This window comes from Pseudomonas sp. GM41(2012) (assembly GCF_000282315.2).
Lineage (GTDB): Bacteria > Pseudomonadota > Gammaproteobacteria > Pseudomonadales > Pseudomonadaceae > Aquipseudomonas.
The window spans coordinates 193,457-220,335 of record NZ_AKJN02000002.1 but is presented as its reverse complement, the minus strand read 5'-3'; the positions used below and the strand labels follow the sequence as shown (position 1 = coordinate 220,335).

Below are 26,879 nucleotides of genomic sequence, written 5' to 3'. Positions count from 1 at the left end.
AATCGCGCGCTACGGGGATCAGCGTTCGTTGGTCCATTTTGACTTAGGTAGAGACTTGTCCTGAACCTCTTGGGGAATCATTTAGCCCCATAGGAGTCGGAACAATGCTCGCCAACTTGGCAAGAGTGGTCTGTAGGGTCGGTTTTTTCATGCCGTAAACCTCACAGGCACTTTAACTGGCCGTTGGTTTTTTGATCTGTTTTCGGCGAGGGTTGCTCGTGATTGTTAGTCCCTGTAATGCAAAATTGTCTGCCAAACGGTTACGAAGCGCTCTGGTAGCGGGCTCTGCACTGCTCTGCCTGCTCAGCGCCGGTCAGCTTTGGGCATTCAATCTGGATGATGTATCGGTCAAGGCAAAAGAGCTGGCCGGGCAGAAATACGAAGCTCCGCGCAGTAACCTGCCGAACGAGTTTCGCGAGATGAAATTCGCGGACTATCAAAAAATTCGCTTCCTGACCGAAAAAGCCGAGTGGGCCGATCAGAAAACCCCATTCAAGCTGTCGTTCTATCACCAGGGTATGCATTTCGATACGCCGGTGAAAATCAACGAAATCACAGCTAACACCGTCGAAGAGATCAAATACGACCCAAGTCGTTTCGATTTCGGCGACGTGAAGTTCGATCCTAAAGCCACCGAACAACTGGGTTATGCCGGTTTCCGTGTGCTGTACCCGATCAACAAGGCTGACAAGCAAGACGAAATCATGACCATGCTCGGCGCGAGTTACTTCCGCGTTGTCGGCAAGGGTCACACCTATGGCTTGTCCGCTCGCGGCATGGCCATCGATACCGCTTTGCCGTCCGGCGAAGAATTCCCGCGTTTCACCGAGTTCTGGATTCAACAGCCAAAACCGGGTGACAGGCATCTGGTTATCTTTGCGCTGCTGGATTCGCCACGCGCTACCGGTGCCTATCGCCTGACCCTGCGTCCGGGCAGCGACACCGTTGTCGACGTCAAGGCCAAGATGTTCCTGCGTGACAAGGTCACCAAGCTTGGCGTTGCCCCGCTGACCAGCATGTTCCTGTTCGGCGCCAATCAGCCGTCGAAAGTGCTGAACTACCGTCGCGAACTGCATGACTCCAGCGGTCTGTCGATCCATGCCGGCAACGGCGAGTGGATCTGGCGCCCACTGAACAATCCGAAACACTTGTCGGTGAGCAACTTCTCGATCGAGAACCCGCGCGGTTTCGGCCTGCTGCAACGTGGCCGTGACTTCAGCCACTACGAAGACCTCGACGACCGCTACGACAAGCGCCCAAGTGCCTGGATCGAACCAAAAGGTGATTGGGGCAAGGGCTCCGTCGATCTGGTAGAGATTCCGACTGCCGACGAAACCAACGACAATATCGTTGCGTTCTGGAGTCCGGAAAAACTGCCTGAGCCTGGCCAGCCGCTGGACGTCGCTTATCGCATGCACTGGACCATCGACGAAGCCGCGCTTCACGCACCGGACAGCGCCTGGGTCCAACAGACCCTGCGTTCCACGGGTGACGTGAAACAGTCCAACCTGATTCGTCAGCCGGACGGTAGCGTTGCCTATCTGGTGGACTTCGAAGGCCCGTCCCTTTCGGCATTGCCGGAAGATACGGAGATTCGTAGCCAGGTCAGCGTTGGCGAGAATGCCGAGCTGGTCGAGAACAGCGTACGTTACAACCCTGAAACCAAGGGCTGGCGCCTGACGCTGCGGATGAAAATCAAGGATCCGGGCAAGCCTACCGAGATGCGTGCAGCACTGGTCAAGAACATCGTGACTGCTGACCTGGCCAAAACATCGTTGCCGGCCTCCAATTCTTCTGTCGCCAAGGCTGACAAGATTGCCGCTCGGCAACAGGAGAAGCTGGACAAGGAAGCCAAGGAAGCGAAGGAAACCAAGCAAGCTGAGGCCAAGCAGGTTGAAGCCAAGCCGGCCGCAGCCAAGCCAGCCGCAGATTCCAAGGACAAGGACAACAAAGACGCCAAGCAGCCAGTCGCTGCTGAAGCGGTCCCAGCCACACCGGAATCGGTACCGACTGAAGAAGTCCTGACCGAGACCTGGAGCTATCAGTTGCCTGCCGATGAGTAATTCTCAAGTACAGCCAGAGACTCTTGCCGAGTATCTGGCGCATCTGCCGATGACCGACGAGCAGCGCGCGGAACTCGCGGGCTGCCAGTCTTTCAGCGAATTGCATGAGCGCCTTTCGTCCTCGACGTTCGACGCGCCGACCGAGGCTGCTCAAGCTTCGGTGGGTCGTCGTTTGACGCTGAACACCGCCGAAGAACTGGCCGACGCCGAAATGCTGGTGCTCGACGCCAGCGGCCGGGTTTGCCTGCGGGCAACCCCGCCGATTCGTCGGACCAAAGTCGTGCCGGAGCCGTGGCGCACCAATATCCTGGTGCGTGGCTGGCGTCGTCTGACCGGTCGCACCAATCCGCCGGCCCCGCCGAAGGATGAAAATGTGCTGCCGGCGGCTCGCTGGCGCACCGTCGGTTCGATCCGTCGCTACATTCTGCTGGTACTGATGCTCGGCCAGACCATCGTCGCCGGCTGGTACATGAAAGGCATCATGCCGTACCAGGGCTGGTCGTTCGTCGACCTGAACGAAGTCCTGCACCAGCCATTCCTGCAAACCGTCACGCAAGTACTGCCGTATGCGCTGCAAACCAGCATCCTGATTCTGTTCGGGATTCTGTTCTGCTGGGTGTCGGCCGGTTTCTGGACCGCGCTGATGGGCTTCCTCGAGTTGCTCACCGGCCATGACAAATACCGCATATCCGGTAAAAGCGCCGGTAACGAGCCGATCCCCAAGAACGCGCGCACCGCTCTGGTGATGCCGATCTGCAACGAAGACGTGCCGCGAGTGTTTGCCGGTCTGCGGGCGACCTTCGAGTCGGTCGCGGCCACGGGTGACCTGGATCGCTTCGACTTCTTCGTCCTCAGCGACAGTAACGACGCCGATATCTGCGTCGCCGAGCAACAAGCCTGGCTGGACGTCTGCCGTGAGGCCAAGGGCTTCGGCAAGATTTTCTATCGCCGCCGTCGCCGTCGCGTCAAGCGTAAGAGCGGTAACCTCGACGACTTCTGCCGTCGTTGGGGCGGTGATTACAAGTACATGGTCGTGCTCGACGCGGACTCCGTGATGAGCGGCGATTGCCTGACCAGTCTGGTGCGCTTGATGGAAGCCACCCCGGACGCCGGGATCATCCAGACCGCGCCGCGCGCGTCTGGCATGGACACGCTGTATGCACGCATGCAGCAGTTCGCCACCCGCGTGTACGGTCCGCTGTTTACCGCCGGTCTGCACTTCTGGCAGTTGGGCGAATCCCACTATTGGGGCCACAACGCGATCATCCGCATGAAGCCGTTCATCGAGCACTGCGCCCTGGCGCCATTGCCCGGTAAAGGCGCGTTTGCCGGTGCAATTCTGTCCCACGACTTCGTTGAAGCGGCGCTGATGCGCCGTGCCGGCTGGGGCGTGTGGATTGCCTACGACTTGCCGGGCAGCTACGAAGAATTGCCGCCGAACCTGCTGGACGAACTCAAGCGTGACCGTCGCTGGTGTCACGGCAACCTGATGAACTTCCGGCTGTTCCTGGTAAAAGGCATGCACCCGGTGCACCGTGCGGTGTTCCTGACGGGCGTGATGTCTTACTTGTCGGCGCCGTTGTGGTTCTTCTTCCTCGTGCTGTCGACGGCGCTGCTGGCGGTCAACACGTTGATGGAGCCGCAGTACTTCCTTGAGCCACGTCAGCTCTATCCGTTGTGGCCACAATGGCACCCGGACAAGGCGATCGCGCTGTTCTCGACCACCGTCGTGCTGCTGTTCCTGCCGAAGTTGTTGAGCATCATCCTGATCTGGGCCAAGGGCGCGAAAGAGTTCGGTGGCAAGTTCAAGGTGACCCTGTCGATGCTGCTGGAGATGCTGTTCTCCATGCTGCTGGCGCCGGTACGGATGATTTTCCACACCCGCTTCGTGCTCGCCGCGTTCCTCGGCTGGGCCGCGACCTGGAACTCGCCGCAACGTGACGACGACTCCACGCCATGGAGCGAAGCGGTAAAACGCCACGGTCCGCAAACCTTGCTGGGCTTCTTCTGGGCCCTGCTGGTGATCTGGCTGAACCCGAGTTTCCTCTGGTGGCTGGTGCCGATCGTCGGTTCGTTGATGCTGTCGATTCCGGTGTCGGTGATCTCCAGTCGAGTCGGCCTGGGCCTCAAGTCCCGTGACGAAAGCCTGTTCCTGATCCCTGAGGAATACAATCCGCCACAGGCGTTGCTGGCGACCGACCAGTACACCCACGAAAACCGTTGGCATGCGCTGAACGACGGCTTCGTCCGGGCAGTGGTCGATCCACAGCAGAACGCCTTGGCGTGCTCGCTGGCGACTTCACGCCACCGTGAGGCAGAGCCGATCGAATGGTTGCGGGTCGAACGGGTGCGTCATGCGCTGAAAGTCGGGCCTGAGGGTCTGAACAATAATGAGCGCGTGCAACTGCTCAGTGACCCGGTTGCACTGGGTCGTCTGCATGAGCAGATCTGGAGCGAAGGTCACCCCGAGTGGCTGGAAGCGTGGCGTAAATCGGTGAAAGCCGACCCCCATGCGCCGCTGTTGCCGCTCAAGCCGCTGAGTGAACAGCCTCAGTTGGCCTAACGAAAAGCCCCGCGAAAGCGGGGTTTTTTGTTTGTGGTGGGGCATGAATTTGAATCAACCTTCAGATCCACCCCTCACCCTAGCCCTCCCGAAACGTCGGACCGCCCGAAGGGAGAGGGGACTGACCGAGGTGTCTTGCGTCATACATCGACCTGAGATATCGAGTAGAACTCAGGTTCTGAGAGCGCCGGAGATCTGCTCCCTTTCCCCCTCTCCCCCTTGGGGAGAGGGCTGGGGTGAGGGGGGGCTCTTGAATTCCACAACAAATCCCAACCAAACCCTTGTGCAAACGAACGAGTGCGTTAGCATCCGTCCCCGAATTGGTGCGCCCGGACAACTTTCTGTTCGTATCTGCCGGTTTTCCAAGGGAAATCCGCGGTTTGCGCGCCTCACAACGCGATGGTTTTGGGGACTTGAAGATGAAGAAGTATCTCTCGATGCTGCTGGTCGGCGTCACGGCATTGGTTGCAATCAGCGCGGCGCACGCCGGTGCCATCGATGACGCGGTCAAGCGCGGCACGCTGAAAGTCGGCATGGACCCGACCTACATGCCGTTCGAAATGACCAACAAGCGCGGCGAGATCATCGGCTTCGAAGTCGACATCCTCAAAGCCATGACCAAGGCCATGGGCGTCAAGCTGGAGATGGTTTCCACCGGCTACGACGGCATTATCCCGGCCTTGCTCACCGATAAGTTCGACATGATCGGCAGCGGCATGACCCTGACCCAGGAACGCAACCTGCGCCTGAACTTCAGCGAACCGTTCATCGTGGTGGGCCAGACCCTGCTGATCCGCAAGGAGCTGGAAGGCACCATCAAGTCCTATAAAGACCTGAACACCGCCGACTACCGCATCACTTCCAAGCTCGGCACCACCGGCGAGATGGTCGCCAGAAAGCTGATCTCCAAGGCCAAGTACCACGGCTACGACAACGAGCAGGAAGCCGTGCTTGATGTGGTCAACGGCAAGGCCGACGCCTTCATCTACGACGCGCCTTACAACGTTGTGGCGGTTAACAAGGTCGGCAACGGCAAACTGGTGTTCCTCGACAAGCCGTTCACCTACGAGCCGCTGGCTTTCGGCCTGAAGAAGGGTGACTACGACAGCATCAACTTCATCAACAACTTCCTGCGCCAGATCCACGAAGACGGCACCTACGATCGCATCCATGACAAGTGGTTCAAAGACACCGCTTGGCTCAAGGACATGGAATAAGGCTCGGTCAGCTAGACCGCGTCGCTCCCATCGCCAGCAGGCTGGCTCCCACAGGGGATTTGTGTACGCCACAGATCCAGTGTGGGAGCCAGCCTGCTGGCGATGACGGCCTTCCTGGCGACACAACTTTCGGATTTTGCTAAACCCATGAAACAGAAAAAAGCCCAATGGCCGTGGCACGTTTTAACCGTGCTGCTGCTGATCGGCCTGGCCGGCGCGTTGTATTACGCCACCTCGCTGATGTCCTACGAATGGCGCTGGAACCGTGTGCCGCAATACTTCGCCTACCACGCCGAAGAATCCCAGCGTGCCGCCGACATCTCCACCGTCAGCGAACTGGTGCGCAAGGGCGACAAGGCTGAAGTCACCCTGCGCAACGATGCCGGTACAGAGCAGCACCTGACCGTCGACGACAGCAGTCTGCAAGTCGCCCAAGGTGATGACGTGGCCGAAGGCGACGTGATCGGCGTGACCCGCCATTGGGCCGCCGGACCGCTGATGTGGGGGCTGTGGACCACCTTGTGGTTGTCCGTGGTTTCAGGTGTGCTCGGCCTGCTGATCGGCCTGGCCACGGGCCTGTGCCGACTGTCGAGCAACCCGACCCTGCGCGATCTCTCGACGATCTACGTCGAACTGGTGCGCGGTACGCCGCTGCTGGTGCAGATCTTCATCTTCTACTTCTTCATCGGCACTGTGATGAACCTCTCCCGGGAGTTCGCCGGGATCGCCGCGCTGTCGCTGTTCACCGGCGCTTATGTGGCGGAAATCATCCGTTCCGGCGTGCAATCCATTGCCCGTGGCCAGAACGAAGCGGCGCGCTCCCTGGGCCTGAGCGCTGGGCAGTCGATGCGCCACGTGGTGCTGCCGCAAGCCTTCAAACGGGTGCTGCCACCGCTGGCCGGTCAGTTCATCAGTCTGGTCAAGGACACCTCGCTGGTATCGGTGATCGCCATTACCGAGCTGCTCAAAAGCGGTCGCGAAGTCATCACCACCTCGTTCTCGCCGTTCGAAATCCTGTTCTGCGTGGCCGGTCTGTACCTGTTGATCAACCTGCCGCTGTCGAAAATCGCCAGCCGGCTTGAGCGGAGGCTCGCGCAAAGTGATTGAAGTCCGCGATCTGGTAAAAGTTTTCGACACCCGCGGCCACGTGGTTCGCGCGGTGGATAACGTCACCACGCAGGTGGCCAAGGGCGAAGTGCTGGTGGTGATCGGCCCGTCCGGTTCCGGCAAGTCCACCTTCCTGCGCTGCCTCAACGGGCTGGAGGAGTTCGACTCGGGCTCGGTGAGTATCGACGGCTTGCAACTGGCCGACCCGAAAACCGATGTGAATGCCTATCGCCGCGAAGTCGGCATGGTGTTCCAGCATTTCAACCTGTTCCCGCACATGACCGTGCTGGAAAACCTCTGCCTGGCCCAGAAAGTCGTGCGCAAGCGTGGCAAGAAGGAGCGCGAGGCCAAGGCTTTGGCGTTGCTGGAAAAGGTCGGTATTGCGCAGAAGGCCAACGAGTTTCCGTCGCGCCTGTCCGGCGGTCAGCAGCAGCGCGTGGCCATCGCCCGGGCACTGGCGATGGAACCGAAGGTCATGCTGTTTGATGAGCCAACCTCGGCGCTCGACCCGGAAATGGTCGGCGAAGTGTTGGACGTGATGAAAACCCTGGCGGTGGAAGGCATGACCATGGTGTGCGTCACCCACGAAATGGGCTTCGCCAGGGAAGTGGCGGATCGGGTGCTGTTCTTCGATCACGGCAAATTGCTGGAAGACGCTTCACCAGCCGAATTCTTCGATGCACCGAGGGATCCGCGGGCTCAGGCCTTCTTGCGCCAGGTTCTCTAACTTCAGCGCCTGATAAATCGCCATCGCGGGCAAGCCTTGCTCCTACGGATGAGCGTTTGCCGCGAGATTACGGCATAACACAAGACCTGTAGGAGCAAGGCTTGCCCGCGATGGCATCACCTCGGTCCCGAGCGAACCGAGGTCATCAAATCACCTCAAACCTTGAACCTGCCCACCAGCATCTGCAGATGCGTCCCCAGCCGTGCCAGCTCAACGCTGGAAGCCGCGGTCTCTTCACTGGCTGCCGAGGTTTGCTCGGACACATCACGCACGTTCAGCACGCTGCGGTTGATCTCTTCGGCCACGGCACTCTGCTGCTCGGCCGCCGCTGCAATCTGCTGGTTCATCGACTGAATCGCCGAGACGGTGCGGGTAATGCTTGCCAGCGAGCCACCGGCGCGGCGGGTCAGTTCGACGCTGCTGTCGGTCAGGCTGCGGCTGTTGTCCATGATGGTCGCCACTTGCTGGGTGCCGGTTTGCAGGCCGACGATCAGCTCTTCGATTTCTTCGGTGGACTTCTGGGTACGCTGGGCCAGGCTGCGGACTTCGTCGGCGACCACCGCAAAACCGCGTCCGGCCTCACCGGCACGGGCGGCCTCGATGGCGGCGTTGAGGGCCAGCAGGTTGGTTTGCTGGGCCACGGATTTGATTACGTCGAGCACGCTGCCGATCTTGTCGCTTTCGCGTTTGAGATGACCCATGGCTTCGGTGGAATTGCCGACTTCCTTGGCCAGGCGCTCGATCTGGGCGATGGCTTCGCCGACCACTTTGTCACCTTCACGGGCCTGCTGGTCAGCGGCGACGGCGGCTTCGGACGCTTCTTCGGCGTTACGCGCGACTTCCTGCACGGTGGCGGTCATTTCGTTCATGGCGGTAGCCACCTGGTCGGTCTCGACCTTCTGGCTGTTGACCCCGGCGCTGGTCTGTTCGGTGACTGCCGACAACTCTTCGGCGGCACTGGCGATTTGCGTGACGCCGTCACTGATGCCACCGATCAACTCGCGCAGGCCCAGGGTCATGCTCTGCATGGCGCGCTGTAGCTGGCCGAGTTCATCCTGACGCTCAGAGATCAGGTTTTGGGTCAGGTCGCCGGCAGCAACACGCTCCGCCACTTTGAGGGTCTGGCTCAGGGGAATCACGATCTGGCGGGTGATGGCCCACGCGGCAAGCATGCCGAAGGCCAGCGCCAGGGCGGTGGCCATCAGCAGCAGGTTTTTGGCATGCGCGGCGTCAGTGTCGCGGACGATGGTTTGCGACACGGTGAGTTTCTTGCTGACGTCGAGCAGGATATCGCCTTGCACAGCCATGCGTTTGAGCGCGGCAGCGCTGGCAACCTGAGAGTCACGGAACTGGCTGACGGCGGCGCGATAGGCCTTGAGCGAGTCGGTGGCCTGCTGCAGGTTGGCGATGTGCTGTTCCGGCAGTTTGGAGGGCAGGCCTTCGAGGTTTTTCAACGCGTTGTCGATGGCGTCCAGCGCCGGTTGCTCGGCCTCGGTCTTGCCGCTGTAGGTGTAACCGCGCACCTGGAAGCGCGCTTGCTGGATCAGTTTGCTCAGGTCGATCACGCTGTTGAAATCGGTGACGCTGTCACCTTGCAGCATGGATTTTTCGACCTCGGCGACACGAGCCACGGCATTGTCGGCGGTGGCGCCGAGTTTGCTGCGGGCGTCTTCCCGTTGGGCGCCAGCCTGGGTCATGGCGGTGAAGGCTTGTTTGTACTCACTGACGGCGGCCAGTTGCTGGTCGATCATGGCCACGTCGGCCGGTTGTTCAATCAGCGTGCGCGCGGTTTTCAGACCGGTATCGAGTTGGCCGAGCAGGTCATTGACCGCACCGGGGCCTTGTTCGCCGCGACGCATTTCGTAATCCAGACGGGCCAGGCGCAGGTCTTTGGTCAGGTCATTGAGGCTGGCAATAAACCCCAGCTTATCGCCGCGACTCATCACGCCGCTCAGGCCGGTCCAGCCGGTGAAGGTGATCAACAAGGTAAGCAGCAGCACCAGACCGAAGCCGACACTCAGTTTGCGATTGACGCTGACGTTCCCCAGTTTCTCGGCTAGCCATCGGTACATGCTGCAACTCCCTCGAACCATTCGTTGGTTTTATGGGAACTGTATCGGCCGGCAGCCGGGAATCTGTAGGTGCTACCCAATGTTCATGGCGGGGTAAATCCCCTCGCCACAGTGGAGCGTGTTTGACCTTAGAAAAGGCGGGCGAGAAGCGCGGTGACGGCGGTTTCGACCCGCAGGATGCGGTCGCCGAGTTGCACCGGTTGCAGGCCGGCCTTGCCCAGCAGGTCGATTTCGTAAGGAATCCAGCCACCTTCGGGGCCGATGGCCAGGGTCACCGGTTCGTCCAGGCCACGAGGGCAGGGCGGGTAGTTGCCGGGGTGGCCGACGAGGCCGAGGGTGCCATCGGTAATGGCTGGCAGACGGTCTTCGACGAACGGCTTGAAGCGCTTCTCGATGACGACTTCCGGCAGCACGCTGTCCCGGGCCTGTTCAAGGCCGAGGATCAACTGCTCGCGAATCGCCTCGGGCTCCAGGAACGGCGTTTGCCAGAAGCTCTTCTCGACGCGATAGCTGTTCACCAGAATGATTCGTGGCACACCCATGGCCGCTACGGTCTGGAAAACCCTGCGCAGCATTTTCGGCCGTGGCAGGGCCAGCACCAGGGTCAGCGGGAGCTTGGCCGGTGGTGGCTGGTCGAGGGTGATGCGCAGTTCGGCTTCATCGGTGTCCAGGCGCAGCAGTTCGGCCGAGCCCATCAGCCCACCGATACGCCCGACCCGCAGGCTGTCGCCGACAACTGAACGGTGGACTTCCTGCATGTGCGTCAACCGGCGATCACGCAGGATCGCCCGGTCGGCCGCAATGAAATCGGCCTCTTCGAGCAGCAGCAGGTTCACGGTTGAGTCGCTGGCGGCTGGTCGTTGTGATCGTCCACAGGTTGGTCGTCCGGATGCTCGCCGCGTTTGCTGATCAGGCCACCGAACAGGATGCCGATTTCAAACAGCAGCCACATCGGTACGGCCAACAGTGTCTGCGAGAAGATGTCCGGTGGCGTCAGGATCATGCCGACCACAAAGCAACCGATGACCACGTACGGGCGGATTTTCTTCAGGTAAGCGACGTTGACCACGCCGATCCACACCAGCAGCACCACGGCCACCGGAATCTCGAACGCTACGCCGAAGGCGAAGAACAGCGTCATGACGAAATCGAGGTAGCTGCTGATGTCGGTCATCATTTCCACGCCGGCCGGGGTGGCGGCGGCGAAGAATTTGAAGATCAGCGGGAACACCAGGTAATAGGCGAACGCCATGCCGGTATAGAACAGCAGGATGCTGGACACCAGCAGCGGCACCGCAATGCGTTTCTCATGCTTGTACAGGCCTGGCGCGATAAAGCCCCAGATCTGATGCAGGATCACCGGGATCGCCAGGAACAGCGAGACCATCATCGTCAGCTTCAGCGGCGTCAGGAACGGCGACGACACATCGGTGGCGATCATCGTCGCGCCCACGGGCAGGTATTGCCGCAGTGGCGTGGAGACGAAGGTGTAGATCTGCTGGGTGAAGGCAAACAACCCGGCGAAGATGATGAAGATCGCCGCTACACAACGCAGCAGGCGGGTACGCAACTCGGTGAGGTGCGAAACCAGCGGCATGTGCTGGTCGTTTTCGGGGAGATCGCTCATGAGACTCGCGGCGGCAAAGTGGTGTCGTGAGGAGCCGGCGTTGTCGGCGCGGCGGCAGGAGCAACAGGTTCTACGGTCGCGACAAGCGGCGCCGGTTCAACAGCTTTCACCGTTTCCGTCGGTGCCGCAGCAGGCGTAGCTTCTGCAATCGGAGCATGAATCGTCTGCTCCGCCACAGGCTCAACCGGCTGAACCGGCGTGGCCTCCTGCTGAGTCGGCGTGAAAATCTTCCGCGCCTCCTGCTCAAGCGACAGAATGTGCTCGTTGTGCAGTTGCCGACGAATCTCGTCGGCACCGATTTCACGTTCAACTTCCTGTTTGATCGCGTTGAAGCTGCGCTTCAGACGGCCGACCCACAGGCCGGCGGTGCGCGCAGCACCCGGCAGACGCTCGGGACCCAGCACCAGCAGGGCCACGAGGCCGACGAGCAGCAGTTCAGAGAAGCTGATACCAAACATTAGTCAGTGCTCACACGTCTTTGCGGATCGGCTCTTCGACTTTTTGCGCCTGCACGTCGATAGTGTGCGGCTGATTCACCGAGGCCTGCGGCTGAACCGGCGGTACCGGTTGGGACGGCGTTGCGGTCGGATCAGCTGGCTTGTCTTCATCGCTCATGGCTTTTTTGAAGCCCTTGATCGACTCGCCCACGTCAGTGCCGAGGTTTTTCAGTTTCTTGGTGCCGAACACCAGCACGACGACAACCAGGATGACGATCCAGTGTTTCCAGTCAAAAATGCCCATGTCGCTGCTCCTCTCTAATAGTTGTTCAGGCGGACGGACGCGAGGCTTTCTCAGCGTGTCCGGACAGACCGAAACGACGGTCCAGTTCATCGAGTACAGCCTGTGGATGCTGCCCCAGTTGGGCGAGCATGACCATGCTGTGGAACCACAAATCGGCGGTTTCGTAGATCACATCGCTGCAGTCACCGCTGATGGCGGCATCCTTGGCGGCAATGATGGTTTCGACCGACTCTTCGCCGACTTTTTCCAGAATCTTGTTCAAGCCTTTGTGGTACAGGCTGGCGACATACGAGCTGTCGGCGGCAGCGCCTTTGCGCTCTTCCAGCACTTGGGCCAGACGGGTCAGAGTGTCACTCATGGCTGTGTCCTGCGGAATAGATGGCGTGCGGGTCTTTCAGAACCGGGTCGACGGTTTTCCAGTCGCCGTTCTCGAAGACGCGGTAGAAGCAGCTCTGACGGCCGGTATGGCAAGCGATGTCGCCGATCTGCTCGACCATCAGGATGATCACGTCGGCGTCACAGTCCAGGCGCATCTCATGCAGGGTTTGCACGTGGCCGGACTCTTCGCCCTTGCGCCACAGCTTGCCACGGGAACGTGACCAGTAAATGGCGCGGTTCTCGGCAGCGGTCAGTTCCAGCGCTTCACGGTTCATCCAGGCCATCATCAGGACGCGCCCGGTCTTGTGATCCTGGGCAATCGCCGGCACAAGGCCATCGGCGTCCCACTTGATCTCGTCCAGCCAGTTTTTCATCTTCGACTCCGACAGCGGTTCCACACTTCATGAGTAGAACCCAAGCGTTGAAACAGTGTGCCAGCGTGCGGGGGCGCTGGCTATCGGCGAACGACCAGATACAAACCAACCGCCACCATGATGCCGGCCGGCCAGTGACCCAGTTCGTTCAGCGGCCCACCGGCAGCGAGTATTGTGCCGCCGGCCAGGTGCGCACAACCGAGCAGTCGCAGCAGCCAATCGTCCTTGCGACGGTGCCACGGTGGCGGCGGGTCGTAGGCGTGGGGCTGGGACATGCGTTCGAGCAGGTCGCGGGCCATGTTGGCCAGGTGCGGCAGCTGTTCGAACTGGCTCTGCACGTTGCCGATCAAGGCTTTGGGGCTGACGCGCTCACGCATCCAGCGTTCGAGGAACGGCTGGGCGGTGTTCCACAAATCGAGGTCCGGGTACAACTGACGGCCCAGGCCTTCAATGTTCAGCAGGGTTTTTTGCAGCAAAACGAGCTGCGGCTGCACTTCCATGTTGAAGCGCCGGGCGGTCTGGAACAGGCGCATCAGCACCTGGCCGAAAGAAATATCTTTTAACGGTTTTTCGAAGATCGGCTCGCACACGGTGCGGATCGCCGCCTCGAATTCGTTGAGTTTGGTTTCCGCCGGCACCCAGCCCGAATCGATGTGCAATTGCGCGACACGACGGTAATCACGCTTGAAGAACGCGAACAGGTTGCGCGCCAGGTAGTCCTGGTCTTCCGGCGTCAGGCTGCCGACGATGCCGCAGTCGATCGCAATGTACTGCGGGCTCCACGGGTTCACGGTGCTGACGAAGATGTTGCCGGGGTGCATGTCGGCATGGAAGAAGCTGTCGCGGAACACCTGGGTGAAGAAGATCTCGACGCCGCGCTCAGCGAGCATTTTCATGTCGGTGCGCTGGTCGGCCAGGGTCGCGAGGTCAGTGACCTGGATGCCGTAGATGCGCTCCATCACCAGCACTTTTGGCCGGCACCAGTTCCAATAGACTTGCGGCACGTAGAGCAGCTCCGAGCCGTCGAAGTTACGTCGCAACTGGCTGGCGTTGGCCGCTTCACGCAGCAGGTCGAGTTCGTCGTAGATAGTTTTTTCGTAGTCCTGGACCACGTCCACCGGGTGCAGCAGGCGCGCGTCGGCCGAGAGCTTTTCGGCGGCGCGGGCGAGGATGAACAGCCACGCCAGATCCTGCGCGATGATCGGTTTGAGGCCAGGGCGGATGACCTTGACCACCACTTCTTCGCCGGTTTTCAGCTGCGCGGCATGCACCTGCGCCACCGAGGCCGAGGCCAGCGGTTCGACGTCGAAGCGGCTGAAGACTTCGCTGATTTTTTTGCCGAGCTGTTCTTCGATCAGATTGACTGACACTTGCGAGTCGAACGGCGGCACGCGGTCCTGCAGCTTCATCAGCTCATCGGCGATGTCTTCCGGCAGCAAATCGCGGCGGGTGGACAGGATTTGCCCGAACTTGATGAAAATCGGTCCCAGGTCCTGCAACGCCAGACGCAATCGCGCGCCGCGGCTCAGGTCCAGCGTCTTGCGCGGGAACCAGCGCCACGGCAAGGCGTAGCGCAGCGCCAACAGAAACCACGGCAGTGGCAGGGCGAACAACAGGTCATCGAGGCGGTAGCGAATCACAACGCGCTGGATGCGCAACAAACGGCGGACGGCAAGCAGCTTCATGCGTTATCGCTTGGGTCGAGGGATCGGGAGAGGCGCTCGAAACGCGCCTCGAGACGTTCCAGATCGAGTTTGATCTGGTCCAGTTCACTAAAACGGGCTTCGGCTTCGCGCTGACCGACGAGGGTGCGCGATTCTTCGGCCAGGTACTCGCCAAGGTTCTGGTTCAGGCTGGCGAACCCTTGCTGATACCAGCGTGCACGACTGCGCAGGTGACCGCCGAGCAGTTGCGTGGCGACTGGTCCCAGCCAGCGCGAGAGTTCGTACTCCCAGTCCAGCTCAAGGTCCTGAAGGATCGCCGCCAGTTCCAGCAGCACGCCGCTGTCGCCGTCGAGTTCGACTTCAGGAGCATGCAGGACCGACGTCTTGTCCTTGCTCGTGGCCAGTTTCAACAGGCTGGAGGCCGGTGCGCGCAAGGTGCAGTCGGCGCCGGTTTCCCAGTGGGAAGCCAGCATCAAGCCTTCGTCGCTGGGCAGGATGAACACTTGCAGCGCCGGGCTGCGGCAGTCGACGGCAATCACCTTGCCACTCAAATGCGCCAGCCGCGGCAACGCCGTGCTGTCGAGACGCAGCACCCGGTTCAGACCGAGTTCAACGCTGGCGAGCAGGCCGGCCAGCAACATCAGGGTTTGATGCCACGGTGCAGGGCGACGATGCCTGCGGTCATGTTGTGGTAGGTCACGCGGTCGAAACCGGCCTCGACCATCATCGACTTCAGGGTTTCCTGATTCGGGTGCATGCGGATCGATTCGGCCAGGTAGCGATAGCTTTCCGAGTCGTTGGTGATCAGCTTGCCCATCAGCGGCATGAAGGCGAACGAGTAGGCGTCGTAGGCTTTGGACATCAACGCGTTGGTCGGCTTGGAGAACTCCAGCACCAGCAAACGGCCGCCCGGTTTCAGCACGCGCAGCATCGAGCGCAGGGCATCTTCTTTATGGGTAACGTTGCGCAGGCCGAAAGCGATGGTCACGCAGTCGAAATGGTTGTCCGGGAACGGCAGTTTTTCAGCGTCGGCCTGAACGAATTCGACGTTACCGGCCACACCCAGATCCAGCAGGCGGTCACGACCGACCTTGAGCATGGATTCGTTGATGTCGGCCAACACGACCTGGCCGGTCGGGCCAACGAGGTGCGAGAACTTCTTGGTCAGATCGCCCGTGCCGCCAGCGATGTCCAGCACGCGGTTACCGGTGCGAACGCCCGACAGCTCGATCGCGAAACGCTTCCACAGACGGTGCATGCCGCCCGACAGGAGGTCGTTCATCAAGTCGTACTTGGCGGCTACCGAGTGGAAAACCTCAGCGACTTTTTCCGCTTTCTGGCTTTCCGGAACGTTTTTGAAGCCGAAGTGAGTGGTGGGTTCGGCATCGCTGCCTTTGCGCTGATCAGTCATATCGCTGTCACCAAAAGAGAATGCGGGACATTCTAATCCCGGTGGCCTGCTTTGTCTTGGCAAGGCTGCAGGTAAGATAGGTAACCACCGGGACGTTTTGCCGCAGTAGCGGTCAAGATGCTTCAGGAAAGTATTCATAAAGCAGGAGTCATTCGATGGCCCGTATTAGTGTTGAGCGTTCCCACGGCCTGGGTAAGGAAGCGGCCCGCGAGAAGGCCGACAAGTTGGCGCAGAAACTGTCCGAACAATATGGCCTGGAGCCGCAGTGGTCCGGCGACACTCTGAATCTCAGACGCTCGGGTGTAAAAGGCGCGGTGTATGTGGGCGAGGATTCGATCAAGGTCGATGTCGAACTGGGCCTGTTGATGTCGGCCATGAGCGGCACCATCAAATCGGAAATCGAAAAGGCCCTCGATAAAGCCCTCACATAACTCACGCTTTTTCGTAGGAGCAAAGCTTGCTCGCGATGCAGACACCGCGGTATTTCAGTTAGTCCGTGGTGATGCTATCGCGAGCAAGCTTTGCTCCTACGGTGAGCGGTGGGGCATCACCGATTTGTGTCACTTGTTAGGGTGCCGTTTCTAATTATTCTCACTACTTTGTGCCTGAGCCCGACGCTTTCGCGGGCAGTTCCTCAAACCTTCTGCGCGTGAGGTGCACCATGGCCAAAGTTATTTTGAAGAAAAAAATCGACGCTTCGACGACTGCTCTGAGCGACGTTAAAACCTATGCTCGCAAGATCTGGCTGGCAGGCCTGGGTGCCTACACCAAGGTCGGCCAAGAGGGCAGCGAGTACTTTCAAGAGTTGGTAAAGGCTGGTCAAACTGTTGAAAAGAAAGGCAAAAAAGTAGTTGCCGAGAAACTTGAAGCGGCCAATGCCGAGATCGATGACGCCAAGAGTGAAGTAAGCACTTTCAAAGGCAAGGTCGAACTTCAACTCGACAAGGTCGAGAAGGCTTTTGACTCGCGTGTCGCAAGTACCTTGAATCGTATCGGCATTCCGTCTAAACATGACGTTGAGACACTCTCTGCCAAGCTCGATGAGCTGACGGCATTGCTCGAACGCGTCGCGCGTAAATCTTAAGGAGAACGGGATGGCTGGTAAAAAGAACACCGAAAAAGAAGGCAGCTCGTGGATCGGGAAAGTCGAAGACTACTCCCGCAAAATCTGGCTGGCTGGTTTAGGCGTGTACTCGAAGATCGACACTGACGGCAGCAAACTCTTCGATACATTGGTTAAAGACGGCGAGAAAGCCGAGAAGCTCACCAAGAGCGCTGTCGGCAAAAAAGTCGATGCTGCCAAGGACTCTGCCTCGTCGGCCAAGTCGCGCATCAGCGGCGTGAAAGATCGCGCACTGGGCAAGTGGGATGAGCTGGAAGGGGCTTTCGACAAGCGTCTGAACAGCGCCATTTCGCGCCTGGGTGTACCGAGCCGCAATGAAGTCAAAGCACTGCACAGCAAGGTCGATACCCTGACCAAGCAAATCGAAAAACTCACTGGTGCCAAGGTGGCGCCTGTTGCGGCGAAAACCGCGGCGGCCAAACCTGCAGCGAAGTCCGCTGCCAAACCACTGGCTAAAGCTGCCGCTAAACCGGCTGCCAAAACTGCCGCAGCGAAACCTGCAGCAGCCAAGCCAGCGGCCAAAGCAGCAGCAAAACCAGCGGCTAAACCGGCTGCCAAAACTGCAGCGGCCAAACCCGCTACCAAGCCAGCGGCCAAACCTGCCGCAGCGAAGAAGCCTGCGGTGAAAAAGCCGGCAGCGCCGAAAGCAGCTGCACCAAAACCAGCAGTAGCTGCCGCCAAACCGGTAACCCCGGCCCCGGTCAGCACATCGAACTCCGCTACTGCGCCGACCCCTGCTGTAACCCCGACTGTCGCGCCAGCTCCTTCGACGCCAACCAGTCAGTCCTGATTTCAGGGCTCAAGAAAACGCCCGGCCTGCAAAGGTCGGGCGTTTTTTTATGCACGGTTGCGGGAACACGAATAACCCTTGTAGGAGCTGAGCTTGCTCGCGATGGCGGTGTGTCAGTCCGCATTAATGTTGGCTGACACGCCGCCATCGCGAGCAAGCTCAGCTCCTACAGGGGTTACTCGTGCTCCTCGAGATACTGTAAAGCCATCTGCTCCGTCGCGACCTTGATCGGCGGCAACAAATGCGGCGCCACCAGCATCATGATCTGGTACACCACCAATCTCACCTCACCCTCGCGATCAAGAATCCGCTGATAGTCCAGCGAGAACAGCAGCGTCATGGTGATCTGTTCCACCAGCTGCCCCAACGCCTGGGTATCGCTGACCAATTGCCCCTGAGCCTTCAATCGTGCGAGCAACGAAGCCAGTGTGCGCTTCAGCGCATTGAGCAGGTTGCGTATGCCCTTGGCCAGTTTCGGCAAGCGCCCGGCGAGGTTCGACAGGTCCTGGAACAGAAACCGGTAATGGGCCAGGCGCTCGACGATCAGGTGCAGGAACAGCCAGTAATCTTCCGGTGCCAGTTCCACATCGGCCGGTGGATCGAGCAGGGGCGCCAGTTCGGCCTGGAAGCGCTCGAACAGTCCGAGAATTAACGGTTCCTTGCCGTGGAAGTGGTAGTAGAGATTGCCCGGGCTGATGCCCATTTCGTTGGCAACTTCCATGGTGGAGACGTTCGGCTCGCCCTTGTGATTGAACAACTGCAAAGCACATTCGAGAATCCGGTCGCGGGTTTTCATCCAGTCTTCTTAATGGTCGAGTCATGCCACGGCCGGCGCCGGCCGTGGTTCGTTGTCAGTCAGCGCACGCGCACATAAGTGCCGGGTGCCGCTTCCATCGGTGGATAGTTCTGGTTGCCGAGCGCCATGTGGGTTTCTTTTAGTGCGCCTGAACGTTCTTGAATCCAGCCCAGCCACTGGGTCCACCAACTGCCGTTGACTTGCTTGGCGTCGTAGTACCAGGCCCGTGGGTCAGTACTCAGCTTTGTGCTCTCGACGAAGTTGGCTTTCGGGTTTGAGGGTGGGTTGAGAATGCTCTGCACATGCCCACTGTTGGACAACACGAAGCGCCGCTCGCCACCCAGCAGCAGGGTCGAGCGGTACACCGCATCCCACGGGGTGATGTGGTCGTTGATGCCCGCGACGCTGAAGCTGTCGACGGTGACTTTCTGCAAGTCGATCGGTGTGCCGCACACTTCCAGTCCACCCGGATGACTCATCGGGTTGTGTTTGAAGAAGTCCAGCAAGTCGCCATGCAAGGCTGCCGGCAAACGTGTGTTGTCGTTGTTCCAGTAGAGGATGTCGAACGCCGGAGGCTCTTTGCCCAACAGGTAGTTGTTAACGAAATAGCTCCAGATCAAATCGTTGGGGCGCATCCAGGCGAAGACCTTGGCCATGTCGCGGCCGTCCAACACGCCTTTCTGATAGGAGCGACGCTTGGCCGCTTCAAGCGTCTGTTCGTCGGCGAAGAGGGTCGCAGGCGAGTCCATCTGACTGTCGAGCAGGCTCACGAGGTAGGTCGCGCTGGACACCCGCCGCAGTTGCCGCTTGGCCTGCAAGTGACCCTGCAGGGCGGCAATGGTCAGCCCGCCCGCGCAGGCGCCCATCAGGTTGACCTCGCGAGCGCCGGTGATTGCCCGGCACACATTCATCGCTTCTTCCACGGCTTCGACGTACGTCGACAGCCCCCATTCGCGATGACGCACATCCGGATTGCGCCAGCTGATCATGAAGGTTTGCAGGCCGTTCTTCAGGGCGAACTGGACGAAGCTGTTGTGCGGGCTCAGGTCGAAAATGTAGTACTTGTTGATCTGTGGCGGCACCACCAGCAGCGGTTTGGAATACTGCTTTTCGCTCATGGGCTTGTACTGGATCAACTCCAGCAGCTCATTGCGAAACACCACGGAGCCCGTAGTGGTGGCGACCGTTTTGCCGACCTCGAAAGCTTGCTTGGTGACTTGTCTGGGCAGACCGTCGTTGTGCAGGAAGTCGTCGACCAGGTGGCTGATACCTCGCACCAGGCTGTTGCCGCCGGAGTTGAAGATCTCCTTGATCGCCAGCGGATTAAGCAGGCTGTTGGACGGTGCCATGGCGTCGTTGAGCAAGGCGAACGCGAAGTGCGCGCGGGCGCGATCGTCCGGGGTCATGTTGCTCTCGTCGATCCAGTGTTTGACCTGCTTCTGCCAGCTCAGGTAAGCCTGCAAACTGCGGCGATAAAAAGGATTGAGGCTCCACGCCGGGTCAGCAAAGCGGTTGTCCTGCGGATTGGTCGGGTGCAGGGTTTCACCCAGCAGTACGCGGCCCAGTTGACCGCCCAGCTTCAAGGCGTGTCGGGCGGTGTGCACCGGGTTGCGCAATCCATGGGCGGCAACGCTGCGCAGGGTGGAAAACAGATCCCGACCACGCAGACCGGAAATCGCACTCTGCGCATTAATGAACGCGGCGGGAGTGGGTAAAAATTCCCTCGCTGGTTTTTCGCGCATGAATCAACACTCCTTCGTCTTCAGGCCAAATACAGTTACACCGAACCAGAACACCATAGACGCTGTTGCGGATTGTTGCGCGGCGCTGCGTCTTCCCGACCTCTTTTTGTAACAAAAGCCAAGGTCGATTAGCCGCCCAATGGCGCCGGATGCGGATGCATCACGGCACGCTGACGTTCTTCCTGGAGAAACTTCATGATGATCGGTGCCACTGCTTCGGCTCGGGTAATCAAGAACAGATGCCCGTCATCGATGATGTGCAACTGGGCGTTGGGAATCCGCCAGGCCAGTAACCGCATGTTGACCAACGGGATCAGTGGATCGTCGTCACCGGCCAGTACCAGGGTTGGCTGGTGGATCTTGTGCAACCAGTGAATGCTGGTCCAGCCGAGGCCGGCGAACAGCTGCCAGTAGTAACCGAGTTTGCCTGCCGAGCGGACCTTGGCGGCATGGCTGGCGGCGAGGGTCGGATCGCGACGGAAGGCACCGCCATAGATCATCGGCGCAATGCGAATCACGTGAGACGGCTGGATGTAGCGTCGTGGGCTGGCCATCATCCACAGGACTTTTGGCTTGCCCGGCACCATCACCGTGCCAGCCGCCGTGGCCGCCAGAACGAGTTTCTTGCAGCGCTCGGGATAGTCGTAAGCGAACTGCTGGGCGAGGGCGCCCCCCCAGGAAACGCCGATTACGTTGACTTGCCCGTAGTCGAGATAGTCGAGCATCCGCGCCGTGAGTTTCGCCAGGCCCGGAAAGCGATACGGTCGCCTTGGCGTCGACGAACCGCCGACACCAGGGACGTCGAAGGCGATGACTTCCAGGTCCGGGTCCAGCGCCGCGACGAACGGAAACACCAGCTCCAGGTTGGCGCCGATGCCGTTGAAAATCAGCAAGGGCGTCAAGTGAGGCTTGCCGGGGCGTACTGCCGTGCGGAGGGTCTGGCCATCCAGGTCGACGGTACGAAAAATGAACGGTTGCGGCATGCTTCAGGCCCTGTGGGTCACTGTCTCAATTTCACCCCCGTTCCCTTGTAGGAGCTGAGCTTGCTCGCGATAGCGGTGGGTCAGGCGCAGTAATGTTGACTGTGCCGCCGCCATCGCGAGCAAGCTCGGCTCCTACAGGGGCGCGAGGTGTGTCAGTTATCGCTCATGCACATAAGTGCCTGGTGCAGCTTCACCTGCTGGATAAGCCTTGTTGCCCAAACTGCCCGGAGACTTCTTCAGCTTGCCCGAACGCTCGGCTTGCCATGCCTGCCAGTGCAGCCACCAGGAATCGGTGTGCTTGGTGGAGTTTTCGTGCCATTCCTCGGCCTTGACCGGCATCTCGGTGCTGGTCATGTAGCGCGATTTCGGATTGCCCGGCGGGTTCAGAATGCTCTGGATATGCCCGCTGCTGGACAGCACGAATTCAACCTTGCCACCGAACAGTTGCGCCGACTTGTAGCAGGACTTCCACGGTGTGATGTGGTCGTTGGTTCCGGCCAGGGAGTAGATGTCGGCAGTGACGTGTTTCAGATTGATCGGTGTGCCGCACACTTCCAGTGCGTCGGGGCGGATCAATGGGTTGGTCTTGAACATCTCGATCAGGTCGCCGTGGAACGCTGCGGGCAACCGTGTGGTGTCATTGTTCCAGAACAGGATGTCGAACACCGGCGGCTCGTTGCCCAGCAGGTAGTTGTTGACCCAGTAGTTCCAGATCAGATCGTTGGGGCGCATCCAGGCGAAAACTTTCGCCATGTCGCGGCCTTCCAGTACGCCGGCCTGATAGGAGTGGCGCTTGGCGGATTCGAGGGTCTGCTCGTCGACGAACAGTGCCACGTCGCTGTCCAGGGTGGTGTCCAGCACGCTGACCAGCAGCGTCAGGGCGTTGACCTTGTTCTCGCCGAGCGCGGCGTAGTGGCCCAGCAGGGCGGTGCAGGTGATACCGCCGGAGCAGGCGCCGAGCATGTTGATGTCTTTGCTGCCGGTGATCGCGGTGACCACGTCGACCGCTTCCTTGAGCGCTTCGATGTAGGTCGACAGACCCCACTCGCGCTGCTCCTTGGTCGGGTTGCGCCAGCTGACGATGAACGTCTGCATGTTGTTGCGCAGGCAGAAGCGCGCCAGGCTCTTGTCCGGGCTCAGGTCGAAAACATAGAACTTGTTGATCTGCGGTGGCACCACCAACAGTGGGCGCTCGTGCACCTGCTCGGTGGTCGGCCGGTACTGGATCAGCTCCAGCACATCATTGCGAAACACCACCGCGCCTTCGGTGACGCCCAGGCTCGTGCCGACCTCGAACGCCCCCATGTTGACCTGGCTCGGCATGCCGCCGTTGTGCACCAGATCCTTGGCCAGATGGGAGAGGCCGTCGAGCAGGCTTTTGCCGCCGGTCTCGAAGAAGCGCTTGACCGCCGCCGGGTTGGCCGCACTGTTGGTCGGGGCCATGGCTTCGGTCATGAGGTTGATCACGAAATGCCCGCGTGCGACGTCCTTGGGCGAGAGGTTGCTTTCGCCGATCCAGTCGTGGAGCTCCTTGCGCCACGCCAGGTAAGTTTGCAAATAACGTTTGTAGAGCGGGTTCTGACTCCAGGCCGGGTCGTGGAAGCGACGGTCATCGCTTGTCGGTTGCAGCACGGATTTGCCGAACAGCACGTTCTTCAGTTCGATACCGAAATGAGCGACATGCTTTGCACTGTGAATCGGTTGTTTGATGGCCTGGGTCAGCACCATTCGGGCAGAGCCCAACAGATCTTTTCTACGCAGTCCAACGACCGGATTCAGCCCCAAGGTATTTTCCGAGGCCTGAACTTTCAGGTCATCGTTATTCTTGTTACTCATCTACGACGCTCCATTGTCCTGAGACGAGTACCTGGGTCCAGCTGTGCAGTCCACAGCCAATGCCAGGTACTACTGCTCGGGTGACCGTTAATTCTGCATCGCTGCTTTTTAGTTCAGAGAGCACTGCAGGTACCTTGCCAGCTCCATTGGTTACCCGAGTTTAATTTTTTTCGCAAGCAGGCCAATCGTTGACCCGAAAGCGGAGCATTCAAACAGATGGAATTAGAAAATGCCTTCTAATGAGCGAAAGGCCTGAGCTAGAGCATCAGCTTGACGATGGATTCGTTCGGGTCGCGGGTCTTTCCGGCGGCTTTGAGTTCGGCAAGATAATCGTTCCAGAGATCCTCTTGGCGCACGCCCAACTGGTACAGATATTCCCAGGTGAACAGGCCGCTGTCGTGGCCGTCGTCGAAGGTCAATTTCAGTGCGTACTGACCGGCTGGTTCGACCTTGGTCAGGCCTACGCCGATCTTGCCAAATTGCAGGATAGGTTTGCCGTGGCCCTGGACCTCGGCGGAAGGAGAGTGCACGCGCAGGAACTCGGCGGGCAGGTGATGCTCCTCGCCGGACGCATATTTCAGCGACAGGGTTTTCGAGGCTTTGTGCAGTTTGATGTCGGTGGGGAGTTGGGTCATGACCTGGAGTCCGTCTGTAGGCGCGTGGTCTGACTCCTGTAGGAGCACAGCTTGCTGGCGATGGCGATTTCAAGTGCGCCATCGTCAGCAAGCTGTGCTCCTACAGAGGGTCGCTTGGCTTACAGGATATAACGGGACAGGTCTTCGTTCTGCGCCAATTCGCCCAAGTGGCTGTTGACGTAATCGGCGTCGATCAGGATCGCCTTGTCGTCGTGGGCGCTGGCCAGATCACCGGCGCTGAACGACACCTCTTCAAGCAGGCGCTCAAGCAGTGTGTGCAGGCGACGGGCACCGATGTTCTCGGTCTTCTCGTTGACCTGCCAGGCGATCTCGGCAATGCGCTTGATACCGTCCGGCTGGAACTCGATCACCAGGCCTTCGGTTTTCAGCAGGGCGCAATATTGCTCGGTGAGCGAGGCGTGCGGCTCGCTGAGAATGCGTTCGAAATCTTCAGGCGTCAGCGCCTTGAGTTCGACACGAATCGGCAGACGACCTTGCAGCTCAGGCACCAGATCGCTCGGCTTGCTCAGGTGGAACGCACCGGACGCGATGAACAGGATGTGGTCGGTCTTGACCATGCCCAGTTTGGTGTTGACGGTGCAGCCTTCGATCAGTGGCAGCAAGTCGCGCTGTACGCCTTCACGGGAGACGTCGATGCCACCGGAGTTGCCGCGCTTGGCGACCTTGTCGATTTCGTCGATGAACACGATGCCGTGCTGCTCGACCGCTTCCAGCGCCTTGGCCTTCAACTCTTCTTCGTTGACCAGGCGACCGGCTTCTTCGTCACGCACCAGTTTCAGCGCTTCCTTGACCTTGATCTTGCGGCTCTTGCGTTTGCCCTTGCCCATGTTGGCGAACAGGCTCTGCAACTGGTTGGTCATCTCTTCCATGCCCGGCGGCGCGGAGATATCGACACCGGTCACTTCGGCGACTTCGATTTCGATCTCTTTGTCATCCAGCTGACCTTCGCGCAGACGCTTGCGGAACAGCTGACGGGTGTTGGAGTCGGCCGACGGTGCGGCGTCGTCGTTGCTGAAGCCCATGCGTGCCGGTGGCAGCAGGGCGTCGAGGATGCGTTCTTCGGCGGCGTCTTCGGCGCGGTGGCGAACCTTGGTCATTTCCTGTTCGCGCAGCAGCTTGATCGCCGCGTCGGCCAGGTCACGAATGATCGATTCAACGTCGCGGCCGACATAGCCGACTTCGGTGAACTTGGTCGCTTCGACCTTGATGAACGGCGCGTTGGCCAGTTTCGCCAGGCGACGAGCAATCTCGGTTTTACCGACACCGGTCGGACCGATCATCAGGATGTTTTTTGGCGTGACTTCAACGCGCAGCTCTTCAGGCAGCTGCATCCGGCGCCAGCGGTTACGCAGCGCGATGGCGACGGCGCGCTTGGCATCGTCCTGGCCGATGATATGGCGATTGAGTTCGTGGACGATTTCACGGGGAGTCATGGACATAGTAATTGGCGGTCCTCAGGTAAAAGTGAGCCGTGGCGTGGTGGCCAAAACAGGCTTACTCAGCGAGGTCCTGCTCCTCAATGGTGAAGGTGTGGTTGGTGAATACACAGATGTCGCCGGCGATGCCGAGGGCGGTTTCGACGATTTCCCGGGCCGACAGATCGGTTTTCTTCAGCAGCGCGCTGGCGGCCGCCTGGGCGTAACCGCCACCGGAACCCATGGCGATCAGACCTTCTTCGGGTTCGACCACGTCGCCGTTGCCGGTGATGATCAGAGAGGCGTCTTTGTTCGCGACCGCGAGCATGGCCTCGAGGCGGCTGAGGGAGCGGTCAGTGCGCCATTCTTTGGCGAGTTCGACAGCGGCGCGAACCAGGTGGCCCTGATGTTTCTCAAGCTGGCCTTCGAAACGCTCGAAGAGGGTGAAGGCGTCAGCGGTGGCCCCGGCAAAACCGGCGATCACCTGGCCGTGGTACAGGCGACGAACTTTCTTCGCGTTGCCTTTCATCACGGTATTGCCGAGAGAAACCTGGCCGTCGCCGCCCATGACGACTTTGCCGTGGCGGCGAACTGAAACGATGGTGGTCAAAGGGAGAGTCTCCACGCAGCGGGGCGAAAATGCCTTATGCCAACTCATATGGGGGTGGTGGAGCGTATTTCAACGGTGGGGGACGAATGGCGTGCGATAACTGTGGCGAGGGGATTTATCCCCGTTGGGTCGCGCAGCGGCCCTCAAACCTCCACCTGCGGAGTCTCAGACGTACCGCGGGCACTGGTTTAGCGACTGCTCCGCAGCCGAACGGGGATAAATCCCCTCACCACAGGTTTGTGGGCGACCTCAGATTAAGGTGCCCACAAATAAGGGTTAGCGGCTTTGGCGTTGTTGTAACAACAGGTTGCTGAACCCGCTGCCGGCCAGTTGTTTCTGGGCGGTGGTCAGTTGCTCGCGGTTGCTGAACGGTCCGACCAATACCCGGTACCAGGTTTCGTCCTTCACGGTGCCGGATTCAACCGCCACCGCCTGACCGAGCAGGATGATCTGGGCCCGAACCTTGTCCGCATCAGCCTCCTTGCGGAACGAGCCGGCCTGCAGGAAGAACTTGGTCACTGGCGCCGCTTTGGACACCGGTGGCGCTGGCGGCGGGGTAATCCCGGCCAGTGCGGCCTGAGCCCGCGCGGTATCGATCTTCGCCGCTTGCTCTGGCGTAACCGGCGTCGTCGGAATGGCCGGTACTTGTGGCGTCGGCAGGGTTTTCTCCGGCACGGCATCCGGCGGCACGATGACTTCCGATTCCGGCAGCAACGTGTAGAAGTCGTACTTCGGCTTCACCGGTTGCGTCGGGCTCGGCGGGGTCTTGTTGGCCTCGGCGATCTTGGTGGCTTTCTGCTGCTCGATCTTCTCGCGCTTGACGCTCTCGCTGCCCTTGCCCGGTTCCAGTTTCATCAGGAACACAATAAACGCGCCGACCGTCAGGCCGATGGCCATCCACAGCCAACCCGGGATCGGTTGCTTTGCAGGAGCTTGGTAACGGCTGGCGCCACGCTTGGGTGCTGGTTTTTTCTTGGCAGCCAA

The 26,879-nt window shown here is 59.9% G+C and carries 26 protein-coding genes and 1 pseudogene; 8 read left to right on the top strand and 19 right to left on the bottom strand.

Annotated elements, in window-relative coordinates:
• Positions 1–218: 218 nt before the first annotated feature.
• The 5 genes from PMI27_RS27930 to PMI27_RS27950 all read left to right on the top strand — a co-directional run bounded on the left by PMI27_RS27930 (position 219) and on the right by PMI27_RS27950 (position 7,677).
• Positions 219–2,063: a glucan biosynthesis protein G gene (locus PMI27_RS27930; protein WP_008149498.1), complete on the top strand. Its 1,845-nt coding sequence runs from the start codon at positions 219–221 to the stop codon at positions 2,061–2,063.
• Positions 2,056–4,626 carry a glucans biosynthesis glucosyltransferase MdoH gene (mdoH, locus tag PMI27_RS27935; RefSeq protein WP_008149500.1) on the top strand — a complete coding sequence of 857 codons (2,571 nt, stop codon included), beginning with the start codon at positions 2,056–2,058 and terminating at the stop codon, positions 4,624–4,626. The genes PMI27_RS27930 and mdoH overlap by 8 nt, the downstream gene beginning before the upstream one ends.
• Positions 4,627–5,045: 419 nt before the next feature.
• Positions 5,046–5,843: a transporter substrate-binding domain-containing protein gene (locus PMI27_RS27940; RefSeq protein ID WP_008149503.1), complete on the top strand. Its 798-nt coding sequence runs from the start codon at positions 5,046–5,048 to the stop codon at positions 5,841–5,843.
• 147 nt (positions 5,844–5,990) lie between these two features.
• Positions 5,991–6,950: an amino acid ABC transporter permease gene (locus PMI27_RS27945; protein ID WP_008149506.1), complete on the top strand. Its 960-nt coding sequence runs from the start codon at positions 5,991–5,993 to the stop codon at positions 6,948–6,950.
• Positions 6,943–7,677, top strand: coding sequence for an amino acid ABC transporter ATP-binding protein (locus PMI27_RS27950; RefSeq protein ID WP_008149509.1), 735 nt, complete (start codon positions 6,943–6,945; stop codon positions 7,675–7,677). The genes PMI27_RS27945 and PMI27_RS27950 overlap by 8 nt, the downstream gene beginning before the upstream one ends.
• A gap of 155 nt (positions 7,678–7,832) precedes the next feature.
• On the opposite strand, the gene PMI27_RS32365 is transcribed toward PMI27_RS27950, so the two are convergent.
• From PMI27_RS32365 to ubiE, 11 genes and pseudogenes are all read right to left on the bottom strand, one after another.
• A complete protein-coding gene (locus tag PMI27_RS32365) occupies positions 7,833–8,546 on the bottom strand; it encodes a methyl-accepting chemotaxis protein (protein ID WP_412072286.1) in 714 nt (237 codons plus the stop codon).
• 144 nt (positions 8,547–8,690) lie between these two features.
• Positions 8,691–9,749: pseudogene (locus tag PMI27_RS32360) on the bottom strand (methyl-accepting chemotaxis protein); the annotation flags it as partial.
• A gap of 128 nt (positions 9,750–9,877) precedes the next feature.
• Positions 9,878–10,585, bottom strand: a complete 708-nt coding sequence (locus PMI27_RS27960; protein WP_008149512.1) for a 16S rRNA (uracil(1498)-N(3))-methyltransferase — start codon at positions 10,583–10,585, stop codon at positions 9,878–9,880.
• Entirely contained in the window at positions 10,582–11,376 is a 795-nt protein-coding gene (gene tatC, locus PMI27_RS27965) for a twin-arginine translocase subunit TatC (RefSeq protein WP_008149515.1), read from the bottom strand. Before tatC ends, PMI27_RS27960 begins: the two co-directional genes overlap by 4 nt.
• Positions 11,373–11,834, bottom strand: a complete 462-nt coding sequence (tatB, locus tag PMI27_RS27970) for a Sec-independent protein translocase protein TatB (RefSeq protein ID WP_008149518.1) — start codon at positions 11,832–11,834, stop codon at positions 11,373–11,375. The genes tatC and tatB overlap by 4 nt, the downstream gene beginning before the upstream one ends.
• Before the next feature lie 10 nt (positions 11,835–11,844).
• Positions 11,845–12,117, bottom strand: coding sequence for a twin-arginine translocase TatA/TatE family subunit (locus tag PMI27_RS27975; RefSeq protein ID WP_008149519.1), 273 nt, complete (start codon positions 12,115–12,117; stop codon positions 11,845–11,847).
• Positions 12,118–12,142: 25 nt separating this feature from the next.
• Entirely contained in the window at positions 12,143–12,475 is a 333-nt protein-coding gene (locus PMI27_RS27980) for a phosphoribosyl-ATP diphosphatase (RefSeq protein WP_007899279.1), read from the bottom strand.
• On the bottom strand, positions 12,468–12,869 hold the full coding sequence (gene hisI, locus PMI27_RS27985; protein ID WP_008149521.1) for a phosphoribosyl-AMP cyclohydrolase: 402 nt from the start codon (positions 12,867–12,869) through the stop codon (positions 12,468–12,470). The genes PMI27_RS27980 and hisI overlap by 8 nt, the downstream gene beginning before the upstream one ends.
• 80 nt (positions 12,870–12,949) lie before the next feature.
• On the bottom strand, positions 12,950–14,554 hold the full coding sequence (gene ubiB / locus PMI27_RS27990; RefSeq protein ID WP_008149523.1) for a ubiquinone biosynthesis regulatory protein kinase UbiB: 1,605 nt from the start codon (positions 14,552–14,554) through the stop codon (positions 12,950–12,952).
• Entirely contained in the window at positions 14,551–15,174 is a 624-nt protein-coding gene (locus PMI27_RS27995; RefSeq protein WP_008149524.1) for a ubiquinone biosynthesis accessory factor UbiJ, read from the bottom strand. Before PMI27_RS27995 ends, ubiB begins: the two co-directional genes overlap by 4 nt.
• Positions 15,174–15,944 (bottom strand): bifunctional demethylmenaquinone methyltransferase/2-methoxy-6-polyprenyl-1,4-benzoquinol methylase UbiE, encoded by a 771-nt coding sequence (ubiE, locus tag PMI27_RS28000; protein WP_007948968.1) that lies wholly within the window; start codon positions 15,942–15,944, stop codon positions 15,174–15,176. The genes PMI27_RS27995 and ubiE overlap by 1 nt, the downstream gene beginning before the upstream one ends.
• Positions 15,945–16,099: 155 nt before the next feature.
• Between ubiE and PMI27_RS28005 the strand changes: the two genes are divergently transcribed.
• The 3 genes from PMI27_RS28005 (at position 16,100) to PMI27_RS28015 (ending at position 17,857) form a co-directional block, all read left to right on the top strand.
• Positions 16,100–16,375, top strand: a complete 276-nt coding sequence (locus tag PMI27_RS28005; RefSeq protein ID WP_008149526.1) for a polyhydroxyalkanoic acid system family protein — start codon at positions 16,100–16,102, stop codon at positions 16,373–16,375.
• 230 nt (positions 16,376–16,605) lie between these two features.
• Positions 16,606–17,028, top strand: a complete 423-nt coding sequence (locus tag PMI27_RS28010) for a phasin family protein (protein WP_008149527.1) — start codon at positions 16,606–16,608, stop codon at positions 17,026–17,028.
• A 10-nt stretch (positions 17,029–17,038) separates the two neighbouring features.
• Positions 17,039–17,857 (top strand): phasin family protein, encoded by an 819-nt coding sequence (locus PMI27_RS28015; RefSeq protein ID WP_008149529.1) that lies wholly within the window; start codon positions 17,039–17,041, stop codon positions 17,855–17,857.
• 175 nt (positions 17,858–18,032) lie between these two features.
• On the opposite strand, the gene PMI27_RS28020 is transcribed toward PMI27_RS28015, so the two are convergent.
• The 8 genes from PMI27_RS28020 to PMI27_RS28055 all read right to left on the bottom strand — a co-directional run bounded on the left by PMI27_RS28020 (position 18,033) and on the right by PMI27_RS28055 (position 26,879).
• Complete coding sequence (locus tag PMI27_RS28020; RefSeq protein ID WP_008149531.1) at positions 18,033–18,653, bottom strand: TetR/AcrR family transcriptional regulator; 621 nt, start codon at positions 18,651–18,653, stop codon at positions 18,033–18,035.
• Between the two features lie 59 nt (positions 18,654–18,712).
• Positions 18,713–20,395, bottom strand: coding sequence for a class II poly(R)-hydroxyalkanoic acid synthase (gene phaC, locus PMI27_RS28025; RefSeq protein ID WP_008149533.1), 1,683 nt, complete (start codon positions 20,393–20,395; stop codon positions 18,713–18,715).
• Positions 20,396–20,523: 128 nt separating this feature from the next.
• Positions 20,524–21,378 (bottom strand): poly(3-hydroxyalkanoate) depolymerase, encoded by an 855-nt coding sequence (gene phaZ / locus PMI27_RS28030; protein ID WP_008149536.1) that lies wholly within the window; start codon positions 21,376–21,378, stop codon positions 20,524–20,526.
• A gap of 156 nt (positions 21,379–21,534) precedes the next feature.
• Positions 21,535–23,214, bottom strand: a complete 1,680-nt coding sequence (gene phaC, locus PMI27_RS28035; protein ID WP_008149538.1) for a class II poly(R)-hydroxyalkanoic acid synthase — start codon at positions 23,212–23,214, stop codon at positions 21,535–21,537.
• A gap of 257 nt (positions 23,215–23,471) precedes the next feature.
• Positions 23,472–23,849 carry a gamma-butyrobetaine hydroxylase-like domain-containing protein gene (locus PMI27_RS28040; protein ID WP_008149540.1) on the bottom strand — a complete coding sequence of 126 codons (378 nt, stop codon included), beginning with the start codon at positions 23,847–23,849 and terminating at the stop codon, positions 23,472–23,474.
• Positions 23,850–23,968: 119 nt separating this feature from the next.
• Positions 23,969–25,309 (bottom strand): ATP-dependent protease ATPase subunit HslU, encoded by a 1,341-nt coding sequence (hslU, locus tag PMI27_RS28045; RefSeq protein ID WP_008149543.1) that lies wholly within the window; start codon positions 25,307–25,309, stop codon positions 23,969–23,971.
• A gap of 55 nt (positions 25,310–25,364) precedes the next feature.
• Complete coding sequence (gene hslV / locus PMI27_RS28050) at positions 25,365–25,895, bottom strand: ATP-dependent protease subunit HslV (RefSeq protein WP_007899242.1); 531 nt, start codon at positions 25,893–25,895, stop codon at positions 25,365–25,367.
• 276 nt (positions 25,896–26,171) lie between these two features.
• Positions 26,172–26,879, bottom strand: a complete 708-nt coding sequence (locus PMI27_RS28055) for an SPOR domain-containing protein (RefSeq protein WP_008149545.1) — start codon at positions 26,877–26,879, stop codon at positions 26,172–26,174.

What these genes read in the sequence shown, in the direction of transcription:
- PMI27_RS28040 (WP_008149540.1), bottom strand. Translation starts at nt 23,849, where the DNA reads ATGACCCAACTCCCCACCGACATCAAACTGCACAAAGCCTCGAAAACC.
- PMI27_RS27945 (WP_008149506.1), top strand. Translation starts at nt 5,991, where the DNA reads ATGAAACAGAAAAAAGCCCAATGGCCGTGGCACGTTTTAACCGTGCTG.
- PMI27_RS27995 (WP_008149524.1), bottom strand. Translation starts at nt 15,174, where the DNA reads ATGTTGCTGGCCGGCCTGCTCGCCAGCGTTGAACTCGGTCTGAACCGG.
- tatC (WP_008149515.1), bottom strand. Translation starts at nt 11,376, where the DNA reads ATGAGCGATCTCCCCGAAAACGACCAGCACATGCCGCTGGTTTCGCAC.
- PMI27_RS27980 (WP_007899279.1), bottom strand. Translation starts at nt 12,475, where the DNA reads ATGAGTGACACTCTGACCCGTCTGGCCCAAGTGCTGGAAGAGCGCAAA.
- hslU (WP_008149543.1), bottom strand. Translation starts at nt 25,309, where the DNA reads ATGTCCATGACTCCCCGTGAAATCGTCCACGAACTCAATCGCCATATC.
- mdoH (WP_008149500.1), top strand. Translation starts at nt 2,056, where the DNA reads ATGAGTAATTCTCAAGTACAGCCAGAGACTCTTGCCGAGTATCTGGCG.
- PMI27_RS28015 (WP_008149529.1), top strand. Translation starts at nt 17,039, where the DNA reads ATGGCTGGTAAAAAGAACACCGAAAAAGAAGGCAGCTCGTGGATCGGG.
- hisI (WP_008149521.1), bottom strand. Translation starts at nt 12,869, where the DNA reads ATGAAAAACTGGCTGGACGAGATCAAGTGGGACGCCGATGGCCTTGTG.
- PMI27_RS28010 (WP_008149527.1), top strand. Translation starts at nt 16,606, where the DNA reads ATGGCCAAAGTTATTTTGAAGAAAAAAATCGACGCTTCGACGACTGCT.
- PMI27_RS27940 (WP_008149503.1), top strand. Translation starts at nt 5,046, where the DNA reads ATGAAGAAGTATCTCTCGATGCTGCTGGTCGGCGTCACGGCATTGGTT.
- phaC (WP_008149538.1), bottom strand. Translation starts at nt 23,214, where the DNA reads ATGAGTAACAAGAATAACGATGACCTGAAAGTTCAGGCCTCGGAAAAT.
- ubiB (WP_008149523.1), bottom strand. Translation starts at nt 14,554, where the DNA reads ATGAAGCTGCTTGCCGTCCGCCGTTTGTTGCGCATCCAGCGCGTTGTG.
- PMI27_RS28005 (WP_008149526.1), top strand. Translation starts at nt 16,100, where the DNA reads ATGGCCCGTATTAGTGTTGAGCGTTCCCACGGCCTGGGTAAGGAAGCG.
- PMI27_RS28020 (WP_008149531.1), bottom strand. Translation starts at nt 18,653, where the DNA reads ATGAAAACCCGCGACCGGATTCTCGAATGTGCTTTGCAGTTGTTCAAT.
- ubiE (WP_007948968.1), bottom strand. Translation starts at nt 15,944, where the DNA reads ATGACTGATCAGCGCAAAGGCAGCGATGCCGAACCCACCACTCACTTC.
- PMI27_RS27975 (WP_008149519.1), bottom strand. Translation starts at nt 12,117, where the DNA reads ATGGGCATTTTTGACTGGAAACACTGGATCGTCATCCTGGTTGTCGTC.
- PMI27_RS32365 (WP_412072286.1), bottom strand. Translation starts at nt 8,546, where the DNA reads ATGAACGAAATGACCGCCACCGTGCAGGAAGTCGCGCGTAACGCCGAA.
- phaZ (WP_008149536.1), bottom strand. Translation starts at nt 21,378, where the DNA reads ATGCCGCAACCGTTCATTTTTCGTACCGTCGACCTGGATGGCCAGACC.
- phaC (WP_008149533.1), bottom strand. Translation starts at nt 20,395, where the DNA reads ATGCGCGAAAAACCAGCGAGGGAATTTTTACCCACTCCCGCCGCGTTC.
- tatB (WP_008149518.1), bottom strand. Translation starts at nt 11,834, where the DNA reads ATGTTTGGTATCAGCTTCTCTGAACTGCTGCTCGTCGGCCTCGTGGCC.